Here is a 23,453-nt window from a genome sequence, read left to right as displayed (position 1 = left end):
CTGCTTGCTTTGCATTCTGAAACTTTTCAATTATCCTCTGCGTAAACGACATTCTAAAGCGTTTCAGATTTTTCACACCTTTCAACTGATATGAAATTCAAGCTCAATTTGCTCGCAATAGCGGCGATCGGGTTGTATTCGGTCACCAATGCATCTGGACAATCGTGCGCGATCGCCAATGCCCGGGTCGTTACTGTTTCAGGTGCAACCATCGAAAAGGGAACCGTTGTCGTTCGCGACGGTATCATCGAAGCCGTTGGGGCCAATGTCGCGGCACCGGCAGACGCCAAAGTATTCGACGGTACCGGATTGACGGTTTATCCGGGATTTTTCGATGCGTTGACGAGCCTGGGTATACAGGCTCCTGTACGTCCAACGACCGGTGGCGGGCCGGGAGGTGCGGCTGCGGCTGCTGCGGCAGCGACCGCACAAGCGGGACAGTCAAATTCGAACTATCCCGCTGGTCTTCGGCCTGAGGATCTTGCGGTGACGGAACTCCGTGCCGGTGAGTCGCAGTTCGAGGCAGCGAGGAATGCCGGGTTTACGACGGCTCTCACGGTAGGTCGGAACGGGATCTTTAACGGACAGTCGGTGATAATTAATCTGGCCGGAGAGTCGACATCTGCAATGATCATTAGGTCGCCCGCGGCTCTCCATATTTCGTATTCGAGCATTCCCGGACAGTATCCCGGTTCACTAATGGGCATGTTCTCAGCGACGCGTCAACTTTTTCTTGATGCACAGCGGCACCAGGAACTACAGAAGATGTATGCGGCAAATCCCCGCGGAATGAGACGGCCTGAAGCCGATAGTTCGCTCGAGGCTCTTTTCCCTGTGTTGAATCGGCAAATGCCGGTGGTCTTTAATGCCAACAGCGAGATCGAGATAATACGCGCTATCGATTTAGCCAAGGAATTCAATTTGAGGCTGATCGTAGCGGGTGGACTCGAGGCCGGGAAAGTAGTGGATCGGCTGAAGGCTGCTGATGCATCTGTCCTGCTTTCGCTCAACTTTCCGAAGCGAACGACCGCGGCCTCGCCGGATGCGGACCCGGAGTCTTTATCGACGCTCCGACTTCGTGCCGAGGTGCCCAAGACCGCCTCAAAGCTTGCAGCGGCCGGGGTCCGATTTGCGTTTCAATCGGGCGGAATGACGAGTCTGAACGATTTTTCGGCAAACGCCGCGAAAGCGGTCGAGAACGGACTAGGCCGCGATGCCGCTATTCGCTCGATGACTCTAACACCGGCCGAGATCTTCGGCATCAGCGACCGGACGGGTTCGGTCGAAACCGGGAAGATCGCAAATCTTACAGTTGTGCGGGGAGATATCTTTGGACGGGAAAAGGCGATAACGCATGTTTTCGTTGACGGAAAGCTCTTTGAGCCAAAAGCTCCGCCACCGACGCAACGCCCAACTGGTTCGACAGGAAACCCGAGCGGATCAGCAACCCCATCGGTAGCCGGCACATTCAACATCAATATCGACGTTCCGGGTCAACCGCTTTCGGGCACTCTGACACTTATTCAGACCGGTACGGCCGTCACCGGTACGATGCAGACCCAACTTGGGACGACGCAAATACGAAACGGCAAGATCGCGTCCGGCGGTTTTGAATTTCAAGGTACCGTAGAATTTGGCGGAGCGTCGATCGAGATCACCGTGAAGGGCTCGGTCAGCGGTAACGAGGTCAGCGGCACCATCGACTCGCCGCAGGGAGCGGTACCGTTCTCAGGTACAAGAGTTCCGTAATCCGATCCGGTCGAAGTCTGATCGATAATCGTTCATTTTAAGGGCCGAACGCCCCGTTTACGAGGAAAAGATGATAAGACGTCTATTTTCAATAACTTGCATCGCTTGTATTCTCGCATTGCCATTGGTCGTATCGGCCCAGGCTGGCGGTGAATTGCTGATCCGCAATGCGACCGTCATGACCGCCACCCGCGGTACGCTTGCGAATACCGACATTCTGGTTCGTGACGGTAAGATCGTTCGGATCGGTAAGAATATCACGGCCGGTAGCGGTGCTCGTGTGATCGACGCGACCGGCAAGTATGTAACGCCGGGCATCATCGATGCTCATTCGCACACGATGATGAATGCGGTCAATGAGGGTACGCTTTCGGTGACGTCGATGACGCGCATTCGCGACGTTCTCAATCCGAGCGACATCGCTATCTATCGTGCGCTTGCGGGCGGCGTGACAGCGGCTTTGCTGCTCCACGGTTCGGCAAATTCGATAGGCGGTCAAAGTTCGACGGTCAAGTTCAAATACGGCCGCCCCGTCGAGGAATTCGTCGTTGCCGATGCACCTTCCGGGATCAAATTCGCAATGGGCGAGAACCCAAAGCGTTCGAGCCAGACCTTTCAACCCGGACAAACACCGAGGTACCCGCGAACCCGCATGGGCGTGCTCGAGACCATTCGCGATGCGTTTTTGCGAGCTCGCGATTACAAACAGGCGTGGGACGATTTTCGAGCAAAGAAAACCAAGGTTCCGCCACGTCGTGATATGGAGCTTGAACCGATCGTTGAGATCCTGGAAGGAAAGCGTAAGGTACATGCACACGGCTACCGCTCTGATGAACATCTCAATCTTCTGAGACTTGCCGACGAGTTCGGCTTCAAGATCGGGACCTTGCAGCACGGGTTGGAGGCGTACAAATTTGCGCCCGAGATCGCTAAGCATGGTGCAGGCGTTTCGATCTTTGTGGATAGCTGGAGTTACAAGCTCGAGGCCTATGATGCGATCCCCTACAACGCATATATCCTTTGGAAAAATGGCGTCAACGTATCGATAAATTCCGATTCTAACGAACGCATGCGAAGGTTGAATCTGGATGCTGCAAAGGTGATGAAATACGGCGGAGTTCCCGAACAGGACGCACTCAAGATGATCACGCTGAACCCGGCCATCCAGCTAGGCATCGGCAATCGGACCGGCTCGATCGATACGAATAAGGATGCTGATATCGTCATTTGGTCAGGCCATCCGTTCAGCCCGTATTCGATCGCGGAGGTCACGCTCGTCGAAGGCGAGGTCTACTTTGACCGTGCAGTTGATGCACAGCGCCGGACGGCACTTGCTAAAGAACGCGAGGAACTTGAGAAACTTGACGTAAATAAAGCCCCCGGAAGCGGAGGCGGGCCGCCGCGAATTCCGACCGAGAGGCTTCGCGGCGACCTTGACGACGCCGAGCACATTGACGGAGGTAACGATCGATGAACTCCGCAGGACAAATCATAAGCATCACATCAATGAGACCGAGAACGATCATATTTTTCGCTTTGACCAACCTCGTTTTGGCGGCATCGGCGTTCACCCAGAGCGACGGCTCGCAGCAAAATCGCACCGGCCGGGCGGGCACGTTCGCGATAGTGAATGCGAGGATAGTCACCGTCACGGGGGCGGTGATCGAGAATGGAACGGTCGTCATTCAGAATGGCAAGATCGCCGCGGTCGGCTCCGGCACCTCGGTCCCGTCGGGTGCCGAGCGGATCGACGGCAAAGGGCTTTCCGTCTATCCGGGAATGATCGATGCGGGGACGAATATGGGCCTTGCCGAGATACCGCAGGGAGCTAACGCGACGATGGATCTCGTCGAACCCGGAACCTTGAATGCAAATGCAAAGGCGATAACGGGCATCAACCCTCATTCGTCGCATATCAATGTAACGCGTGTGAACGGCATCACGACCGCACATTCCTTGCCCGGCGGCGGCCTGATCGCCGGCCAAAGTGCCGTTATCAATCTTAATGGTTCAACGCAGTCCGAGATGGCCGTCGTTGGCGAATTTGGGCTTGTCGTAAATTATCCTCGAATAGCGACATTTGGCGGATTTGGCCCGGGCGGCGGCCAGCAGATCGATTTTAACGAAGCGGTTCGGCGAAGGGACACGCAGATCGAAGAGCTCAAGCGGATATTTACCGACGTCGAAAATTATGCGCGTGCCCGTGAAGCGTATGACAAGGACAAAAGTTTGCCGTACGTCGCCAACAATGTTCGGCTCGATGCGATGGTTCCGTACGTTCGGGGCGTGAAGCCGGTGATCTTCACGGTCGAACGCGAGCGCGATATAAGAAGCGCGTTGAAGTTCATCGCCGATATGAAGCTGAAAGGGATCATCGGCGGAGGCCAGGAAGCCTGGAAAGCGGCGGACGAGCTCAAGAAGCAGAATGTCCCGGTGATCTACACTCACATCTACAGCTTGCCCGTTCGCGAGGACGACGCGTATGACATCTTGTTCGCTGCTCCATCGTTGATGCAGAAGGCCGGAATTCGGTTTGCGATATCGACCGGCGATCAGGGCGGCGAGGTTCGCGATCTGCCGTACCACGCCGGACTTGCAAGCGGCTACGGCCTGCCAAAGGACGAAGCGTTGAAAGCCGTCACAATCTATCCGGCACAGATACTCGGGATCGATAACCGGCTCGGTTCGATCGAGGTCGGCAAAATGGCGAACATTGTCGTCACCGATGGCGATATCCTCGACCCGCGTACGAACATCAAGCACATGTTCATTGGCGGACGGCTTATCCCGCTCACGAGCCGCCACACGGAGCTGTTCGATAGTTTCAAAGATCGAAAGTAGCAGTAAGCAGGAATCAAGATGCAGAAAGCCAGAGTTCGGAAGTAATTCCGGTCTCTGGCATTTTGCATCATCCGTGATCCACTATCCGTTACGGCCTTTCGCCGCATTCGATATTCTCCCGTTGGTTCGACGCCGTCTCACTTTCGTCTCATTTTCGCAAAAAATTGAGACAGGTTAAATGGTTTAACCTGTTCAGGTTATTGTCACAAACCGTCTCACCAGCGAAAAACTACTCCAGTAAATGAAACGGTTTTGTGCTTCGAACCATTAAACTCCATTAGATCAACAGGTCAGGCCTTGCGTTCGGCTTATTTTCCGGTTCCGATCGTTGATCAGGGATCGTTTCAGAGGCCGGGTCGGTGACCGCGTGCTGTGAAAGTAAGGTCGGCCCCTGTTTGCAAAGAACGCACAGCGTTGCAAGGATAGCACAATAGTGCGGCGAGTTTCAATAAGAAAGATTCGCAGCATATGAGGCCGTGTAGCGGACGTTTGGAACGTAGCCCACGGTGAAAGCCGTAGGGAAATCTATGAACGAATGCGATAAAGCTCGCGCAAAGGACGATAAAAGTACCCTTGCTGCCACTATTTCGGGCTATGCCGGTCTGTTTGGGGAAAGCTATGCTTTTCCGGAGGATGTGCAAAAGTTTCTGCGGCTATGCCGACCGTTTCACGGGCTTGGGAATGTGTGGCGGACTCAACCCCACGTTCCGCGTCGCTCCATTTGGGGCTATCGGCATGCCGCTGCTCCGCAGCTCGGGATGCCAGTGCTAGGTTTCGACACATTCAGGCGAACGATAAACCTCTAAGATTTTATGCTAAATTCTCTCCATGGAAAAAGACATCAATGATTTGAAGATCGAGATGAGCAAATTGGCCGAGCGGATAGCCGGCGAGGTTTACGGTATTGAGCTCGATTATTCGGTCGAATCCATCAAGAAAGTCGAGAAGGTATTAGGGGATCTTCACAAGCAATACAAGAAAACAAAGGACGACGACGGATATTATGGCATTGCGATCGAGTTCGGAGCCTACATAGTTCGGGTTGTTGAAAAAAACGATCCGACCGCTCGTTGGGAGCGCAACCATCCTGGAATGGGAGAAGATTCATTTCCTCTTTTCATCGGTGCGAGTGCCGTGTTTCCCGTAAGCTGGTGTTACAAACGACTTTTGGACGGACCGGGTGACGACGTCTGGACAAAGTATCAATTATTCATTCTCAAGAACGAAAAGCCAGAGCCAACCGAAGGTGACGGATTCCTCGGAAAGGTAAAAGATCTATTCAAGAAATGAACCGCCAGGTTCGCGCCTTCTGCGGGATGTCTTAGCCCTCGGCTTTTATGTCACTATCCCGCTTTGCGGGCTATCAACATGCTACTGCTCCGCAGCTCAAAAATCAGATCGCTTACACGGCCGGGTTCGGCGTCATCGCCGCAATAACCCGCGCCGCAACATTCAATAATGCTGAATCGGAAAGTGTACCGATAGAATCGTTAGCCATCTGGAAATTCTCCTGATCTATTAAATTATTTTTGGAAGAAAGGTGCGTAAATACCACGTCCTTGCCAGATTGTTGAAAGGCAAAAATCTTTCTTTTGCCGTCCTAAATCATTTTTTTGCTTCCCTAAATCATTTCTCTGCCTCCCTAAAACATTTTTCTGCCGCCCAAAAACACAGTTCTGCCGCCCTAAAACACTCTATTGCTTTCTTAGAAGATTTTCCTGCTAGCAGAAAATCTCAAGTTGCCGCCCTAAAATTCTATTTTGCTGACAAAAAACTTTAATCTACGGCATTGCTCGCTTATTTTTTGTAGGTACAATCGGTTAGGACAGAAAGTCGGATTATTTAAGATGCGATTGACTCAAGAGCAAAATGACCTTCTACAGCACGAACTTACTCTTTGCGACCGAAGGCTATTTGATAAAGACCAGGAGCAACGTAACAATCTTATTCCGGACGATTTTTATAGTGAAGGGTTATCCGTCGATCAAATCGAATCCGCTCGTACAAAAGCGTATGCGAGAAAGCTTATCAGGCTAAAGATAGAAACGATTATCAGAATATATCGCAAATTTGGTAAGTTCCCCGATGAGGAGGACTATCAAAACTTCACTGAGGAATTGCGTGTCAAGCTTCCGGAAAGGTTGTTAAACAAGTTCGACGAAAGGTGCCGGAATCCGTTTGCTAACGTATCGAATGAGTCCATTGCAGCGGCTGTTCGCTCCTCTTTGGCAATGGATTTAACCAATATTACCGCTGACGAGTTCGCACCGCTGACGAGTTTTTACTTAGAGGGAAGAGCAGTGAAAAAGCCAATGGACTTGGAATCGAAAAAGAAAAGAACGGTGAACGAGATAGAGAATGAGTTTCTAATCGAGCTTTACCAACAATCAAACGGTGAGGTATTCAAGGCCATAGATTCTGAAAGCGTATACAAAGCATTGGACTTTACGGATAGCGAGTCTGACATTGCTATCGTCCGCCTAAAAGATCGTGGTCTTGCGACGTTTACTTTCGGAAAATCGTATTTGACTGCAGATGGGATGGAAGTCGTAGAACGACTTCTGGCAGATAAGGAAAAAAGTAGCGAGCCAACTCCGTCGTTTGCTCAATCAATTAATGTGATGGGTGATTATGTTCAAGGAAATCAAGCAAAAATTAACTCAAGCCATCAAACCATCCCTAAAATGCCCTCCGCCCAGTGGTCGACAGAAGCAAAAATCGCCCTCGTCGGTGTAGTCATCACTCTAATCGCTTTGGTTATCGCAATCGCGATACCAGAAACACGCTCATTTATCTGCGAACATTCGGGCCTGCTTTGTTCAAAGTCGAATTGAGCAAACAGAAATATTCTTCATCCGTTCAAAACTAATTCTTTAATCTCCTTTCTGCGGGATGTCTTGGCCGTCTTCGAAGAATTCGAGCGACGCGGAGTTTAGGCAGTAGCGTTGGCCGGTGGGCGGCGGGCCGTCGGGGAAGACGTGGCCCTGGTGGCCGCCGCAGCGTGCGCAGCGGATCTCTGTGCGGCGCATTCCGTAGCTGTTGTCTTCGATGTAGGCGAGGTGCTCCTTGTCGAACGGCGAGTGGAACGACGGCCACCCGGTGCCGGAGTCGAACTTGTGCTTCGAAGTGAACAGCGGCAGCCCGCAAAGGCGGCACGCGTAGGTCCCGTCAAGCTTGTTATCAAGCAAAGTCCCGCAAAACGGGGCCTCCGTCCCATGCTCAAGCAAAACCCGACGCTCCTCGTCGTTCAAGTCGCTCGCCAAATTCTCAATAGTATCCGCGTCAAGCCGCGTTATGTCGTATCCCGTTTCTGAAATGTATTCGCTCATAATATTTTTCACCGAAGAGATGCGAAGGTTAAGAACCAATGTTACCGCAGAGTCACCGAGACGCAGAGTAAAGAGATCGCATTCAAATAACGAGCTGCCGAAACCAAAGGAATTGAACTGCCCGTAAAGCTCAGCGTTTCGCCGGTTGAACAAACTGGCCGCCCGGTTACGCAGGCGGTTTAGGCCTTTTGAGCAGTCTTGTTATCCTTCGCGATGCATCCGGGTCGGGCCGCTGACCTTAAACGACTATCAGCGTGCGTTCTATTCGGCGTTTGCCAAAAGAATAACGTCCCGGCTGAACGAACCACGGGAAAGGAGCAGCTTAGACCCATCGGGAGAGAACGCAAAGTTGAAGATCAACCCGTCGGCAAAATCAGTTATTTGCGTAGCGGGACCGCCATCGACCGGTTGCCGAAAGATGTTCGATATATTGTCGTTAATTGAGAGGAAGTAGACAGCTTTTCCATCTAGAGCCCATTGAATCGCTATCTTTGAAAGCCAATTTCGCGAAAATTGCACGGGCACCGAAAACTCCTTAAGAATTTCGCCATCTCTGGCGTCAATGATCGCGATGGTCGGCGGCGACAAGTTCGAGCTTACGCCTCGGTAGACAGCGATCATACGACCGTCAGGCGAAAAGACCGAAGCCGTTGGGTAGCCGGTAAAACTCGTGAGCCTTTTCGGTTCCCCGCCATCGATAGGAACCGTCCAAAGAGCTACATCTTCACCATACCGTGTGAAGACGATCGATCCTCCATCCGGAGATATGGCCGGATGGTCGTCTGACCCGGACGTTAAACGTGTTCGCCGATTGTCAGAACGATTCAGCTTGAAGAGCCCCGGGCCTGAATCATCGATGTCCTGGAAGACTGTGTGCTGGCTGTCCGGGGTTATTGCACCGCCCGTTACATCTGTCGAGATCCTTTTCGCATCACTACCGTCTTCGTTGCTCTGCCATAACTCTGGTCGGCCGCTTGGAGCATTTGCATAGAAGATCTTGTCAATGTCCAGCCAACCGAGCGAGAAGACACCATCGAATTTCTCAAACCCTCCGGTGATCTGTTTGATCCGATCACGATCCCCGGCGGGCATTACAAACAAATGGGCGGATTGCTCCGCACGTACCGCCATGATCGACCGTCCGTCCGCTGCGACCGATACTGATTGATAGTTGTGCGAATCGTCGGTCAACTTTCTCGATTCACCGGAAGGGAAGCGTACCGACCATATCTGATTCAGAAGGTTTTTATTCGCCTCTGCGACCACAAGTAGACCATTCCCATCCGGGGCCCATGCGATCCGCAATATCGTGTTCCATTTTGGCGTCGGCACATTCGATACATGTCCGTCCGACACCCGGACAGCTGCGATCTCCTGATGGCCTTCCGAATTCAAAGCTGCACAAACAATGTGCTTGCCGTCCGGAGACCAGGCAGCGGAGCGTAGAAACAAAGTAGGACGCGTGCTTACTGCGAGTGAGGTTCGCTCGCCTCCATCGATATTTGAGACGACAAGCGCAGCGTTCTCACGATTGTCGGGCGGATACGCTATGTAGGCAAACCGTTTTCCGTCGGGCGAAAAGGATATCTCACCGCCGAAATCTGAGAGGATCTCAGTTGGGGCATCGCCAAGGACGGGAAGGCGAAACAACATCCCCTTGGAGCCATAGAATATAAAAGCCCCATCGGGCGAGAAAGCGAGACTGTTGAACGAAGTGTGTCCCGTTTTCAAGCTCAACTGCGTTTCGCTACCGCTTGGGATATTCTTTAACCATAAGCTTTGCTTACCTGACTCACCGGCCGTAAACGCAATGAACTTCCCGTCAGGCGAAAATGCAGCAAGTCGGACATCTCCGTTGGCGGTTAGTCGCTTTACGGCTGTGAGACGGCCCCCCGACGGCGAAACAGCCGTTGAAAAGACTTGATAAAGGCCGAAACCGATCGCCACGGCTAGTAGTGTTCCGGCGACGAATCGCAAGTAGGCGAGTCGCCGGCTTCGCGCAGTTCGGCTCGGGGGTGTCGAACCCATGGATCTGTTCTCATCATCAGCCAGGATCGCTCGCGAACTCGGGACGGAACGATTCTCATCGGCATTGTCGGCTCCCACCTCGAGTATCGATCCTTCAGATAGATCGCCAGGGAGTCCCGGCTCGAACAATTTACTTTTCTGAGCAAGGCCCTTCCCGTTCGCATGCCTGACCCGGCGAACATCAGCGATAAAACGATAACCACGCCGTTGTACGGTCTCAATGAAACGCGGATTTGCGGCATTGTCGCCGAGGGCCTTCCGCAGCACCTTCACGTTGAAAGCGAGATTGCCTTCCTCGACGAACCTATCCTGCCAGATCTCCCGCATAAGTTCGTCTTTCTCGAGCAATCGGCCGGCGTTTCTGATGAGTACCGCAAGTGTATCGAGTGCTTTTGGCGTAAGCCGAATTGGAACGCCGTTCTTTAGGAGGGTCTTTTCCGAGAGATCGACTAGAAATTCGTCGAATTCGAAGATCTGTTCAGAATCGCGTTCCATGGCGGTCTCTCACCGATTTCTCACCAAAATCTCATCGATCATACAAGAATTCGGTGGCAAATTGACCCTAGTCTTTGTGACACGGGCCCGTTGCGAATAATAGCACGACCCAGGTGGTATCAAAAGATTTCCACAGATCGGAGAAGCACGAAAAAAAGGGAGACAACGATGCAAAAAGAGAATGACAGAGACCGGAGAAGCTTTCTAAAGTCCGCAGGAGCCGCGATCGTCGCAGCGTCATTGCCGATCGCCGCGGCAGCCCAAAAGGACGAAAAGGACGAATTTAATGAGCTAAGGCGAAGACAGCCGATCTACCTGAGTGGCTGCGGATGGAACCGCAGCTTGCCCGGAATCTACGGCCTTGCCTGTTTTGCTTTTGACATCAGGGCAGAGGTCGGCGGCACTGGAGTCGGGACGATGCGCGATGACGTGTACCAGGAAGTCAATTCGCAATTCTCAGTCCACACGGTCACACGCCAGGGAGGGAATTACGTCTTCTTGGGAGACATCACTGCCTCACGGAGTCCAGAGCTTCTCGGAAAGCGGGTAACGATAACAGCTCAGAATGTTGGCAACGGCTCGGCTCTATGTTCGATATATATCGAATCCGACGGCGACGAACTCGTAGTGATAGCGATCATCGCCTGCTTTATGGCCCTTCTAGTGCCGGCGATCCAATAGATTTCGGAGAAGTTTTCGCAAAATGAAAAACAAAATAAGAAGTGTTCGACGGACAACGACATTGGCAAAACGAAATTGGATGGCTTTGACTTTCCTTATAACGGCCGTTTTTCTGACCGAGGTAGCTGCACAGACGACCGCGTTCACTTATCAAGGAAAATTGAACGACGGCGGCACGGCGGCGAACGGCAGCTACGACATGCTGTTCAAACTGTTCGACGCGCAGGCAGATGGAGCGCAGGTCGGCGGAACGCTGAACATTACGAACGTGCAAGCGGTCGCGGGCATCTTCAGTGTTTCGCTCGACTTCGGTTCGGCTGCATTTTCCGGGGCTGATCGATTCATGGAGATCGCCATCAGTCCGGCTGGGCAGGGCAATTTCACGATTCTCACGCCCCGCCAGAAACTGAATTCTTCGCCATATTCGATCCAGACGCTGAATGCGGCGAACGCCGTAACCGCATTGAACGCACTAAATTTGGGCGGCGTGGCTGCGACCGAATTCGTGCAGGACGACGATACGCGGCTTTCGGATGCCCGAACTCCGCTGCCCGGTTCAGCGGACTATATCCAGAACGGCACAACTGTGCAGACGGGCACAAATTTCAGTATTAGCGGAACGGGAGTGGCAAACGCATTCGATGCCGTTCAATATAGGATCAACGGTAGTCGCTTTCTAAGCGCACCCGGAACGCAAAATGTATTTGTCGGTCCCGATGCGGGTCTAAACGTTTCGTCCGGGTTTAACAATACCTTTTTCGGCAGTCGTTCCGGCCTGCTGAATACTACCGGAAACCACAATACGTTCATCGGCCATGGATCCGGAATATTCAACACCTTTGGCAGCAACAATATCTTCATCGGTCAGAACGCCGGCAACCCGAACAACACGACGCAGGTGAGCGGGTCGATAGCCATCGGTAATGGCGCGGTCGTCGAGCAAAGCAACACCATTATCCTTGGCACGCCCGCGCAGGCGACCATTGCGCGCGGCAAGCTCGTTGCCGGTTTTCCAACCGGCAGCGTTCCTTTCACGCCCGGAGCCGGATGGATCGAAACCTGGAGCATTCCGAGCGGCCCGGACGGTATCTTCGCAGGAAATCTAGTTTTGAGGGACTTCCTTAACCGCCCACCTTCTACCGCCGGGCCAATTTGCTACAGCAACTTCTCATTTGGCCTGACAGGCGGCGTGATCCTTAACCGCTGTTCTTCGTCATTTTCTTTTGCTGGCGAGAAGTCCGGTGCGAGGCCATTTACCGGCGGGATTGACCTGATACGACTCTTGAACCCGGTCGCATTCAAGCGGCAGAGCGAGGGGCCGGAAGAGATAGGTCTGAACGTTGATGACATTGCGGCCACAGCTCCTCTACTAGTTGCACGGAACGAAAAAGGTGAGGTTGATAGGATCAGTGAAAACGCGCTTACGGTCGTGCTGATCAATGCCGTAAAGCAGCAGCAAAAGCAGATCGAATCGCAGGAAAGACAATTGAAGGAACAGCAACGGCAGATCGAATTACTTAGGAACTTCGTTTGCGCTGTTGATCGGGAAGCGTCCATCTGCAAGGAGAATTAGGGATGCGGTCCTTTATCTTGAACCTGTTCTTGTCTTTTGCAGCCATCGCACAAACCGGTGGCCAATATGAGCTCGAGTCATCTATGATCGCTTCCGGACGAGCATCAACCGGTGGACAGTTCGACCTTACCGAGGCGGCCGGTCAGACACTCGCGGGGAGCCGCTCTAATGGCGGGCCTTTTTCCGTGCAAAGCGGATTTTGGACAGCCAACTTTGCTCCGACGGCAGCACAAGTGGCAATAAGCGGCCGGGTCTTAACGCCGGGCGGGCAGGGGATTCGAAATATAAAAGTCGTTCTCACCGCGCTTAACGGCGAGACCCGCGAATCGCAGTCGGGAAGCCTGGGCTATTACCGATTTGAAAACGTTACAGCGGGCGCAACGTACATCGTAACGGTCTCCAACGGACGTTTCGTATTCGATCAGCCTTCGATGATCGTGAACGTTATGGACGACTTGACCGATCTGGATTTCATTTCGAATTAGGACCGAGTTTGATGGGTAGTCATCGGCTGATAGGGTTTCCGATCAAATCAATCAAATCGCCCGTCGGCGGATTAAAAGTAGGGCTTTAGCTCTTGTCCCAGAACGCTCCCGATCAACTGCCGGACACCTTTTTTTCCAGCTCACGAATCGTCCTGGCGAGTTCACCGAGGCGGCGGTAGGCGGCGGTGGAGCGGAGCCAGTCTTTGTTGTCGAAGCCGGGGATGCCGGAGATGACCTTGCCCGGTTCGACGTCGTGTGATGTCGCCGATTTAGCCGTGATGACAGCATCGTCGCCAACCTTCAGGTGTCCGGCGATGCCGACCTGGCCGGCGAGTATCACACGTTTGCCGATCACACTCGAACCGGCGAGTCCAGTTTGCGAACAGATTAGAGCGTCCTCATCGACCGTGCACGAATGGCCGATCTGGACGAGGTTGTCGATCTTTGCACCGCGTTTGATGCGCGTCTCGCCGACCGAGGCACAGTCGATGGCCGTATTCGCACCGATCTCGACGTCGTCTTCGAGAACGACGCGGCCGACCTGCGGTATCTTCAGCCAGCGTTTCTCCTCGTCCTTGGCGTAACCAAAGCCGTCCGAGCCGATGGTCGTGTTGTTGTGGATGATGCAGCGGCGGCCGACCTCGCAATTTTCCCGAACGGAAACTCCGGAATGCAGCACCGAGCCTTCGCCGATCGAAACGCCGTCGTAAATGGTCACGTTCGGGAAAAGCTTCACGCCTTTTTCGATCTTGCAGCCCGCACCGACGACCGCATTTGCACCGATCTCAGCTTCGGGCGAAACCTCAGCGGTCGGGTCGATCACCGCTGATGGATGCACTCCCGGACTGACCGGCCTTTCGGGATAAAACAGACGCAAAGCACGTGTGTAGGCAAGATAGGCGTCCTTTGCACGGAGGATGGCGATGTCGTCGCGACCGGCTTCGACGCCTTCGTTCAGAAAGATAGCGGACGCCTTTGTCGCGGCGATCTGCGGAGTGTATTTCGGGTTTGCAAGGAACGTAATGTCGCCCGGCCCGGCGATATCCAGCCCGGCGGCCGATCTGATCTCGATCTCAGGTGTACCATTTTCGATCGTTGCGGAGGTTTGGGCCGCGAGCTCGGCGAGTTTCATAAAGATTGTCCTTGAAATAGAGTCGACCGATATGCAACACTATTTTTAACAGACAATTTTTCCCCGAGCAAAGCTTCCACCCTCTGTTGCCCGCAGACCTGTTCGAAGTTTCAATTCAATTGGAGTTATAAGCAGTATGAACGAAAAGGCCGTCACACAGTCCGCGCGAGCTGGCTCACGAGAGGATATCGTTGGATCTGATCGTCAGATCGCTCATCGCGGTGATAATTCGAATGGTTCGGCCGTCGGCCGTCCGGGAGCAGACCGCTGGCACAATCTGATCGTTTCAAATACGGCGATCGCGATCGGCAGCCGGATGCATGGACACAAGTGCGAGATATACATCAGCAACATGCGTGTAAAGCTGCGGAACAATTTCTCGTGCTGCCCTGATCTCGTCGTCGTCAGCGGCGAACCGTCGTTTGCCGACGCGAACATCGATGTCCTGACAAATCCGACGCTCGTCGTTGATGTGTTCTCGAACGGCACCGACACCTCAGGCAAGACGAAGAAGCTAGAGAGCTTTCTGGAGACCGACAGCATCAAGGAATGCCTGCTGATAAAACGGGACGAGATGCGGATCGAGCACTACGCCCGACAAAATCAAAAACAGTGGATCTATCGCATCTACAACGAACGCGACGACGTTGTCTCACTCGATTCCATCAATTGCAAGATCTCGCTTCAGGAGATCTATGCTCAGATCAAATTTCGGCAGGCTGAGCTAAGTTCGCGGGCGGTGAATTGACCGATCGCGAAATATCGGCCCCGCTACATCAGATCGACGGGGTCGATCTCGATCTGTACGATCCTTCGGTCGCATCCGCTCGTCTCGGCTCGGGCGAGCGCAGCGTCTAGCGTGTCCCTGAGCGATCTGCGGTTAGCCGACTTCAATATCAGCTGAATGCGATATTCGTTCTTGATCTTTCCGATCGATGCCGGTGCCGGGCCCAAGATCCTGATCTGACGGTCGGGGTTTGCGTCGTCGAGGGCGGAGCGAAGGATCGATGCACTCTTCATCGCATATTCGCGGTCTTTGTGTTTGATCATGATCGAAGCGATCGCGACAAATGGCGGATAGCTCAACCTCTCGCGAAATTTTATCTCCTCGTTATAGAAACCTTCATAATCCTGGGCCGCAGCGAATCGCAAGGCGTAATGTTCCGGATAATAGGTCTGTATCAGCACGGTTCCGCGAAGCTGGCCGCGTCCGGCGCGTCCGGCGACCTGCGTGATAAGCTGAAACGTCCTCTCGGCCGAGCGAAAATCGGGAAGTCCGAGGCCCGTATCGACCGACACGACCCCGACGAGAGTCACGTTGTGGAAATCGTGACCCTTAGCGAGCATCTGAGTCCCGACGAGCATGTCGATCTCACCGCGGTCGAAAGCAAACAGCGTCTTCGATATTTCGCCCTTACGCTGCATCGTGTCGCGGTCAACTCGTGCGATCCGCATTTCAGGAAATATCCGGTTCAGAAGTTCTTCGAGTTTTTCGGTCCCCTGGCCGATAAAGTACAGATATTCGCTATGACAAAACGGGCATTCCGTCGGCGTAGCGACGGTGTGATTGCAGTAATGGCAGACCAGGCGCCGATCGATCTTATGATAGGTCATCGTGATGTCGCAGTTTTTGCACCGCAGGCTTTCGCCGCATGAGCGACACAAGACGAACGACGAGAATCCGCGTCGATTGAGCAACACGATCGACTGCTCGCCCTTTCGATACGTATCGCGGATCGCATCGAGCAACTGAGGTGAGAAGACGACATCCTTTCCCGCCTTACGAAATACTGCCCGCATGTCGATAAGCTCGGCGGCCGCGAGCGGCCTGTCACCGATGCGGTTTTGAAGCTGCAAATACTCGTATTTGCCACGTTTGGCGTTGTGGAAGGTCTCGAGTGCGGGTGTCGCCGAACCGAGGACTATCACCGCGCCTGCCTTGTTGGCACGGACGACGGCAACATCGCGTGCGTTGTAAAACGGAGCTTCGTTCTGCCGGTATGACGAATCATGTTCCTCATCGACGATCACGAGTCCAATGTCTGCGAGCGGCGCAAACACGGCCGAGCGAGTGCCGATGACGATCCGAGCGTCGCCCGAGCGAATTCGCCTCCATTCGTCAAAGCGTTCTCCGGGTGAGAGATTTGAGTGCAATATCGCGACGTCGCTGCCAAAAACGGCCTGCAGACGGCGCGAGAAGACAGGCGTAAGGGCGATCTCCGGCACAAGCATCAACGACGACCGGCCGTCGTTCAAGGCCGAACGCATCGCCCTGATATAGACTTCGGTCTTCCCGCTGCCGGTTACGCCGTGAAGAAGGAATCCGCGGTATTCGCCGCTGTTGAGCGACTTTTCGATCCTGTTAAGGACGAAGCTCTGCCCGGGATTCAAGCTCAGCGGGGGATCGGCTAAAAGCTCCGCCGGCTCAAGCGGATCGCGACGAACCTCCTGGACCGAGATCTCCAAGAGACCACGGCGAGCAAGTGTACTGATCGGCGATGCCCCAATGTCGGCTTTCTCCAACAGGTCGGTGAAGAGCATTTCGCCTCCCGCGACTTTGAGCGTATCGACCACCTTTTGCTGCATTTCGCTCAGCGGCTTTGTGTCCGCCGGAGACCCGCCGTCCAGCAACCGTACGGCCTTTCGGAGCTTTGGCTTTACCTTTGTTGCCACGGCCTGATCGGCTGCGTTAATGAGGCCATCACGTTCGAGTTCGCGGACCGCACCTTTCAACGATCTTTCAGTGAACTCGCGAGCAAGTCGGCGGATCGTCGTTTCAGGATTCTCGCTGAGATATTGAAGCAATCTTTGGCTCAACCGTGTGCTGTCACGTTCTTCTTCAAGCCGTTCGCGGCCGGACGCGGTGATCCGGTATACGCGTTCGACCGTTGCATTGATGCCTGCGGGCAGCGAAGCTTTCAGAACTTCGCCCCAGGATGCCGCGTAATAATCTGCCGTCCAAAGCGTAAGATCGAGTATCTCGGCATTTATCAGCGGATCATTGTCGATGACCTCAATGATGTCCTTGACCGAATCAGCTGCGACCCCGGCATCGTGATCGAGCCCGCGATGTATAGCGACCGCATAACCCGTAAGCGTTCGTTTGCCAAACGGCACGAGCAGCCGGCTACCTAGCCATATTTCGTCACCATATCTGTTTGGGACGCGGTAGGTGAACGTCCTCCGGATCGGCAGCGGCAGGGCTGCCTCGACGTAGAGCTGTTCGTCAGTGGTGTTTTCGTGGTCGACGGGCATTTCGAAATGGGTTTCCGAAATGATAACCTATTGGAACTTTTTGTCGAATCGGTTGTCTAAATTGCATCAAATACCTGTATGGATACATTGCTCCAACATGGTCAGAAGCCTCCTCGAAACTACACGGGATTTATCATCGGCGGTGTTATTGGACTATTGCTGCTCGTCGTCGGGGTATGGTTCTTCTCTTTGCGTCCGTCAATGGATGATCAGAGGGTTGCGGTTCTGGAGGGTTCGTTTCGTGAAGGTTCTCCGGAATTCGAACTGCTGACAAAGGACATCATCATCTCGACAAGCCCCGATACCGTTCAGTCTCCCAACCCATTTGGCTCGATATCGATGTTCATCGTCGGGAAGATCCGGAACAAGGGCACAAGAATGATCAACGGGCTTGAGGTGAACGTCTCGGTCGTCGATCAATTCAACGCGGTCGTTAAGGAAAAACGTGTCGTGGTTCCGACTCAACAACCGCGGCTCGAGCCTGACAGCACGATACCCGTGACCCTGAGTATCGATGGTTTCAAACGCGATGACGACCGGGCAAACATACGCTGGCGCGTAACGGCGATCCGAACCGAATCGGGCGGAGTTTGACCCCGTCACGCAGTACATTCGCTGCTCTAGCTCACCGGGCGATCTTCGGAAGCATTGCTGCTTTTCTCGACAAACAGCTCTTCAAGCGATTGTTTTACCGGATTTACGGAAATGATCCGTCCGCCGGCATTGCGAACGACATCTATCGCCGCACCGATCTGATCCTCGCCTAGAATCTCGATACAAGTTCCATTCGGTTTTGAGAAAACGCGCGAACCTGGCAACCCGGCTGCTGCACCTGCGATCACGTCCGTGGCTATTCCGCCGGCAATAATTTCGAATGCTCGGGCACCCTCGCTTTCTACCATTAGATCACTCAGACGTCCGGTAGCGGCCAAACGACCGTTTCGGAGGATCGCAACTTCGCTGCAAAGCGCCTCGACGTCAGAAAGGATGTGCGTCGACATAAAGACGGTCGTTCCGTGGTCGCGTAGCCCGGCAATAAGCTCGCGTATCTCGCGCCGGCCGACGGGGTCAAGACCGCTCATCGGCTCATCCATGAATACGATCTCAGGCTCGTTGATAAGCGACTGCGCAAGCCCGACCCGCTGCAGCATTCCTTTCGAGAATTTTCTAAGCTGCTTGTTCCAACTCCTTTCTTCCACTCCGACCTTGGTCAAAAGTTCTTCGGTCTTCTGCTTTCGTGCTGCCGGTGCGAGCCCAAGCAGGCGGCCAAAATAATCCATCAGCTCGTAGGCTGTCAGGTAGTCGTAAAAATATGGGTTCTCGGGGCAATAGCCGATATGCGAGTGCATCGCGGTATCCGATATGTCGCGACCGAGGATCCTGGCGGTGCCGGATGTCGGGAACAAGAGACCCATGAGAATCTTGATCGTCGTCGTCTTACCGGCGCCATTGCCGCCGAGAAAGCCGAAGATCTGGCCCGGAGCAATACTCAACGAAAGGTCGTCGAGAGCTCGGACGTGTTTCTTTGTCCAGAATCCGGTCTCGTAGTTCTTTGACAGATGGTCGATCTCGACAATGTGGTCCATAGAGTATTACTGATTCGGGACGCTTCGTGGTATCGGCGATCCGGTCCCGAGTTCGAGCGTACAGCGTTCGTTATCGAGGCGGTAAGGCGTTCCGGCCGGGTCGATCAGTTGGTTATTCTTGTCTATCCTAATGTTGCGGACTTTGGGTGATCGAAGCTCACGCAACCCTCCAAAGATCTCAGAAACGCGATCGATGCACGTCCCATTTTTTCTTTTGTGGTCATCGAGGAGCTTATTCACGGCCTCGCGTTCCTCGAGCGAATCCAGCTCAAGCAATCGTAATTGGGCATTATCCCGTGACGATTGATCTTCGGCTTCAGCTAGAATCTGGGAGTAGATTGCCCGGGCCGTATCTCGGCTGCCGCCTTCGGTTTGCATTGCCGCGGCCATTTGCCGCATGAAGGTGCCGGAACCGGCGATTCGCGAACCGGCCTCATAGGTCTCGGCCGCTTTTTCATACATTTTCAATCTCCAATAAATGTAGCCAAGATATTGATAAAGTCGCCACGCCGAAGGGTTGTTCGCGATGCCCTTCTCTGTCAGTTTGATCGCAAGCGACGGGTCGACGGCAGGCAAGACGCTCGCTCCGTAAGAATAAGCGGCCATGAAACGTGGGTCGAGGTCGGTCGCATTATCAAGAAGCGGATACAACAACCGAGGATTAAGCGGGCGAAGATCCTCGAGATTTATCGTCTCAGCTTCGCTTCGAACGATCTTGCCGCCAATGTACTGCAACGAACTCATCCAATACCAATCCGCAAGCAGGCCTTCGGTGCCAAGTGCCCAACCCTTTAGCCGCTTGCCTTCGAGAGCAAGGTCGGTATCCTCGTATCCCGCAGGGACCTTTACTCGCCGCTGCTCGACGAAAGAACTGAGAAACGCGACGACCGCAAATCCTGCCGCAATAAGCAAAAGCGAAAATATAACATTTGCGTTGCTGTGCTTCATTTAACTGAGACCGCTCGCCTTATTGCCGATCGGATGTCATTTAAAGTTTCGCCGACTGAAAATGACAATGGTAATTGTGATCAGGATCAGGATATAGACGACGGCGTATGCTGTGCCGCCAAAGATCATTTCGTTGTTCGGCGTTATGCCGTTAGCGGCCTCGGTTCGAAAACTGAATAGCGAGAGGTTCGGCATCATGAAAAAGATCGCGTCCAGCACGAAACGTGCGAATGCAGAGCCCATCGCTTGTCCGAGATCGCGAAGCGACGAGCTGAGATGCCCGATAACGAAGACAAAAAAGGTCAAAAGCGCCGATAGCGAAGGTGACGAAAATGACGAAAAGACGATGGCGACGGCAGTTATTATGGCGAGTTCGAGAAAGATCAGATAGATGGCCGGCCAAATACTTGCTACCAGCGATGTGCCGCCGACATATACCAAAGCGAGCGTGACACCAAATCCCATTATCAGAACGTTAACCAATAGAGTTAGACAAAGACCAAGGTATTTTCCGACGATAAAGACGCTTCGCTTAACTGGTTTTGCAAAGATCGCGAAGACCGTCCGCTTTTCGATCTCTTTCGAAACCAGCCCTACACCAACGAAGATCGCAATGAAGGTTCCGAATACAAGCATGGCCGTCAATCCGATGTTGACGATCGTTCGAGCCTCTTGTCCGTCTGTCAATTCACCAAGCAGTATGGCACAGGCCGTGATCAGCAGAACGAAGAGAACGAGGTTGTATAGGATGCGGTCGCGGATCGCCTCGCGGAACGTATTGCCGGATATGGCTGCTATCTGAGCGAACATTTTTCGGTTTGGACTTAACTGGCCATCCGGAAGAATTCGGATGATGACCCGTCAATTCAGGTCGAAATGATTCTAACATCAACTGCCGAGTTTTTCGATCTGTTCGGGCTCGGTACGCGACGTGTCTTTGCCGCAGCCGTGGCTCGAGCCGGAGCTCGTGCCGAAGTCCGGGTCAGGGGAACGAAAAAGAGGAACCGAACGAATTCGATTCCTCTTTTGTCTAAGAAGCAAGGATGCTATTAGTTGCCGAGAACGGTAACCGGAGCAACCGGAGCCATAGCTGCGACATCAGCAAACTGGTTGCCCAGGGTAGCGGCTGTCGCGTCGAAAACGATAACACCGTCAGTAGCGATACCGAAACGGCGTGTACCAGTCTGTGTTACACCGGTCGTCGTCTGCGGAACAGTCGAGAACCAGAACTGTGCAGGAGCAGCAGCGGTACCGGCAACGCGGCCGCCAACATACGTGTAACCGCTCTTCAGACCAGCACCGAGCTGACCATCAACGAGGCCGGCGGTGTTGAGTGCTGCCAAACCGGTAGCATCGTTAGCAAGAGCACCGGCATACTGACCAGCACCAGAAGTTGCACCGTACGTCATCTGTGCACCATGAAGCGTACGCAGAGCCGAAATTGCTGAACCTTCGTTAGCCGAGCGGCGTGCCGCAAGGAGGTTCGGGATAGCGATCGCAGCGATGATACCGATGATGACCACAACGATCAAGAGTTCTATAAGCGAGAAACCTTTCTGATTTTTCATTTCTAATTCACAATCTCCTAAAGTTTTTGATTCAAGTCCTTATCTACCTTTCCCAGGCGAGATACCTAGATACAAGAAGCGTGCCACAACATTGAATACCAGGTATACACAACCGTAAATACTGATATTACATTAGTTAGGAGATTTTCTTGCCGATCGGGAGTCGGAAAAACGTCGAATAAAATGCCTTTTTTCTAACAGTTTTTGGTAACGGGCCGATGACAAAAAGTGTCATGGTGACGTGGTTATTCAGAAAAGACGGTTAGGCGGACGGGCTAGAGAGTTTATGAGGCGGTTCGGGGCGGAATTACGTGAACGAACAGACCCGAGACCAAGGATCGGATCTGAACGGCTTAGTCTCCGTTTCGCATCTGGGCCGAAAGATTGCGGATGTTGTGTTTATCAAGCAAATGACGCAGCGATCGAACCTGCATCTGCAGCAGGTCGGCCGCACGGGTCTGATTTCCTGAGGTCTTCCGCAGAGCCTCGATAACATAGGTCTTTTCCAAATTTTCGAGGTGTGCAGTTAAATTCAGGCCGTCATCGGGCAGGTCAAATTCGGCCTTGATCCGCTCAGGGTTGTAATTTGTGATATGGTCCGGCAATCGTTCCGGCTGGATGCAATCGCCGCGTTCGAGTGCGACTGCCCGTTCGATAGTGTGCTCGAGTTCGCGGACATTTCCGCCCCATACATATTTTTCAAGCATTTGCATCGATTTCGGAGCGATCGACAGATCTCGTCCGGCTTGTTCGCAAAATTTGCCGATGAAATGATCGACAAGCTCTGGAATATCCTCGCTTCGTTCGCGGAGCGGCGGAATATTGATCGGGATGACCGAAACGCGGTAAAACAGGTCCTCTCGAAACGTTCCGTCAGCACACATTTGTTTCAGATCGCGATTTGTCGCGGCGATGACGCGTGCGTCGATCGATATTTCTTCGTGCGCGCCGACCGGACGAACTTTTCTCTCCTGCAAAACCCTGAGCAGTTTTACCTGCATAGCAGGCGACATTTCGCCGATCTCGTCGAGGAAAATGGTTCCTTTGTTCGCTGCCTCGAACAAGCCCTTGCGGTTACTGTTGGCGCCGGTAAACGATCCCTTGATGTAACCGAAGAGTTCCGATTCGAGAAGGGTCTCGGTGAATGCACCGCAATTGATCGAGACGAACGGACGTTCCGCCCGCGGGCTTAGGTCATGTATCGCTCGGGCGACCAGTTCCTTACCCGTGCCGCTTTCGCCGCAGATCAAAACTGTTGACTGAACTTCGGCGACCGTCTCGATCATCTGAAAGATGGCTTGCATCTTCTGCGAATTGCCGACGATGTTCTTGATGCTGCCGCGTTCACGCTGAGCCCGCTTGAACGCCCGGTTCTCGTCGATCAAGGCCTGTTTTTCAAGGGTTTTTTTGACGATCAGTTTCAGCTCTTCGACGTCAAAGGGTTTCGTTACAAAATCGTCGGCCCCGAGCTTAAAGGCCTCGCGGGCCGTTTCGACCGAGGCGAACGCGGTCATGAAGACAACGCCAACATCCGGCATCGTTTCTCGTACGACCCTGAGCATTTCGATGCCGTCCATGTCAGGCATCTTGACATCCGAAATGATGAGATCGGCCGGTTCGTTTCGCAGGACCTCGACTGCCTCGCGGCCGTTGTTCGCGGTTCGAACGACATGGCCGTCACCTTCGAATACGAGGCTCAAAAGCTGTCTGTAACTTTGTTCGTCGTCAACGATCAGTATGTTTGACATTATTGAAATGGCGCAAAAGGCAAAGAAGGGAAGCA

The 23,453-nt window shown here is 53.3% G+C and carries 20 protein-coding genes and 1 pseudogene; 12 read left to right on the top strand and 9 right to left on the bottom strand.

Annotation, left to right across the window (positions count from 1 at the left end; genetic code table 11):
- The first annotated feature begins 90 nt into the window (after window positions 1–90).
- The 7 genes from IPM28_05745 (at window position 91) to IPM28_05715 (ending at window position 7,424) form a co-directional block, all read left to right on the top strand.
- Window positions 91–1,749, top strand: a complete 1,659-nt coding sequence (locus IPM28_05745; protein ID MBK9172492.1) for an amidohydrolase family protein — start codon at window positions 91–93, stop codon at window positions 1,747–1,749.
- A gap of 70 nt (window positions 1,750–1,819) precedes the next feature.
- The gene (locus IPM28_05740; protein MBK9172491.1) at window positions 1,820–3,223 is read left to right on the top strand and encodes an amidohydrolase family protein; all 1,404 of its coding nucleotides are present in this window, start codon (window positions 1,820–1,822) and stop codon (window positions 3,221–3,223) included.
- Window positions 3,224–3,255: 32 nt separating this feature from the next.
- Complete coding sequence (locus IPM28_05735) at window positions 3,256–4,590, top strand: amidohydrolase family protein (protein ID MBK9172490.1); 1,335 nt, start codon at window positions 3,256–3,258, stop codon at window positions 4,588–4,590.
- Between the two features lie 527 nt (window positions 4,591–5,117).
- On the top strand, window positions 5,118–5,396 hold the full coding sequence (locus IPM28_05730) for a hypothetical protein (GenBank protein ID MBK9172489.1): 279 nt from the start codon (window positions 5,118–5,120) through the stop codon (window positions 5,394–5,396).
- Between the two features lie 22 nt (window positions 5,397–5,418).
- Window positions 5,419–5,880, top strand: coding sequence for a hypothetical protein (locus tag IPM28_05725; GenBank protein MBK9172488.1), 462 nt, complete (start codon window positions 5,419–5,421; stop codon window positions 5,878–5,880).
- Window positions 5,881–6,130: 250 nt separating this feature from the next.
- Entirely contained in the window at window positions 6,131–6,370 is a 240-nt protein-coding gene (locus tag IPM28_05720) for a hypothetical protein (GenBank protein MBK9172487.1), read from the top strand.
- Window positions 6,371–6,437: 67 nt separating this feature from the next.
- Window positions 6,438–7,424, top strand: a complete 987-nt coding sequence (locus IPM28_05715) for a hypothetical protein (protein MBK9172486.1) — start codon at window positions 6,438–6,440, stop codon at window positions 7,422–7,424.
- Between the two features lie 39 nt (window positions 7,425–7,463).
- Here the strand turns inward: IPM28_05715 and msrB are convergent, their stop codons facing one another.
- Both msrB and IPM28_05705 read right to left on the bottom strand, forming a co-directional pair.
- The gene (gene msrB / locus IPM28_05710; GenBank protein MBK9172485.1) at window positions 7,464–7,919 is read right to left on the bottom strand and encodes a peptide-methionine (R)-S-oxide reductase MsrB; all 456 of its coding nucleotides are present in this window, start codon (window positions 7,917–7,919) and stop codon (window positions 7,464–7,466) included.
- A 261-nt stretch (window positions 7,920–8,180) separates the two neighbouring features.
- Window positions 8,181–10,442 carry a PD40 domain-containing protein gene (locus tag IPM28_05705; protein MBK9172484.1) on the bottom strand — a complete coding sequence of 754 codons (2,262 nt, stop codon included), beginning with the start codon at window positions 10,440–10,442 and terminating at the stop codon, window positions 8,181–8,183.
- Between the two features lie 168 nt (window positions 10,443–10,610).
- Between IPM28_05705 and IPM28_05700 the strand changes: the two genes are divergently transcribed.
- The 3 genes from IPM28_05700 to IPM28_05690 are packed head-to-tail and all read left to right on the top strand — an operon-like array spanning window position 10,611 to window position 13,181.
- Entirely contained in the window at window positions 10,611–11,123 is a 513-nt protein-coding gene (locus tag IPM28_05700; GenBank protein ID MBK9172483.1) for a hypothetical protein, read from the top strand.
- 22 nt (window positions 11,124–11,145) lie between these two features.
- On the top strand, window positions 11,146–12,696 hold the full coding sequence (locus IPM28_05695) for a hypothetical protein (GenBank protein ID MBK9172482.1): 1,551 nt from the start codon (window positions 11,146–11,148) through the stop codon (window positions 12,694–12,696).
- A gap of 2 nt (window positions 12,697–12,698) precedes the next feature.
- Window positions 12,699–13,181, top strand: coding sequence for a carboxypeptidase regulatory-like domain-containing protein (locus IPM28_05690; GenBank protein ID MBK9172481.1), 483 nt, complete (start codon window positions 12,699–12,701; stop codon window positions 13,179–13,181).
- Window positions 13,182–13,293: 112 nt separating this feature from the next.
- Here the strand turns inward: IPM28_05690 and lpxD are convergent, their stop codons facing one another.
- Entirely contained in the window at window positions 13,294–14,313 is a 1,020-nt protein-coding gene (gene lpxD / locus IPM28_05685) for a UDP-3-O-(3-hydroxymyristoyl)glucosamine N-acyltransferase (GenBank protein ID MBK9172480.1), read from the bottom strand.
- A 136-nt stretch (window positions 14,314–14,449) separates the two neighbouring features.
- Between lpxD and IPM28_05680 the strand changes: the two genes are divergently transcribed.
- Window positions 14,450–15,061, top strand: a complete 612-nt coding sequence (locus tag IPM28_05680) for a Uma2 family endonuclease (protein ID MBK9172479.1) — start codon at window positions 14,450–14,452, stop codon at window positions 15,059–15,061.
- A 23-nt stretch (window positions 15,062–15,084) separates the two neighbouring features.
- Here the strand turns inward: IPM28_05680 and priA are convergent, their stop codons facing one another.
- Window positions 15,085–17,568, bottom strand: coding sequence for a primosomal protein N' (priA, locus tag IPM28_05675; protein MBK9172478.1), 2,484 nt, complete (start codon window positions 17,566–17,568; stop codon window positions 15,085–15,087).
- Window positions 17,569–17,646: 78 nt separating this feature from the next.
- Here priA and IPM28_05670 point away from each other — a divergent pair, with 78 nt between their 5' ends.
- Complete coding sequence (locus IPM28_05670; GenBank protein ID MBK9172477.1) at window positions 17,647–18,162, top strand: hypothetical protein; 516 nt, start codon at window positions 17,647–17,649, stop codon at window positions 18,160–18,162.
- 26 nt (window positions 18,163–18,188) lie between these two features.
- Here the strand turns inward: IPM28_05670 and IPM28_05665 are convergent, their stop codons facing one another.
- The 5 genes and pseudogenes from IPM28_05665 to IPM28_05645 all read right to left on the bottom strand — a co-directional run bounded on the left by IPM28_05665 (window position 18,189) and on the right by IPM28_05645 (window position 23,418).
- Window positions 18,189–19,154, bottom strand: a complete 966-nt coding sequence (locus IPM28_05665) for an ABC transporter ATP-binding protein (protein MBK9172476.1) — start codon at window positions 19,152–19,154, stop codon at window positions 18,189–18,191.
- 6 nt (window positions 19,155–19,160) lie between these two features.
- The gene (locus IPM28_05660; GenBank protein ID MBK9172475.1) at window positions 19,161–20,102 is read right to left on the bottom strand and encodes a hypothetical protein; all 942 of its coding nucleotides are present in this window, start codon (window positions 20,100–20,102) and stop codon (window positions 19,161–19,163) included.
- 36 nt (window positions 20,103–20,138) lie between these two features.
- Window positions 20,139–20,912, bottom strand: coding sequence for an ABC transporter permease subunit (locus tag IPM28_05655; protein MBK9172474.1), 774 nt, complete (start codon window positions 20,910–20,912; stop codon window positions 20,139–20,141).
- A 674-nt stretch (window positions 20,913–21,586) separates the two neighbouring features.
- Window positions 21,587–21,670, bottom strand: a pseudogene (locus IPM28_05650) (prepilin-type N-terminal cleavage/methylation domain-containing protein).
- Window positions 21,671–22,023: 353 nt separating this feature from the next.
- Entirely contained in the window at window positions 22,024–23,418 is a 1,395-nt protein-coding gene (locus IPM28_05645; GenBank protein MBK9172473.1) for a sigma-54-dependent Fis family transcriptional regulator, read from the bottom strand.
- Between the last annotated feature and the right edge of the window lie 35 nt (window positions 23,419–23,453).

It is taken from the genome of Chloracidobacterium sp., assembly GCA_016716305.1.
Classification (GTDB): Bacteria; Acidobacteriota; Blastocatellia; order Pyrinomonadales; family Pyrinomonadaceae; genus OLB17.
This window is presented reverse-complemented; position numbering and strand designations above follow the sequence as displayed.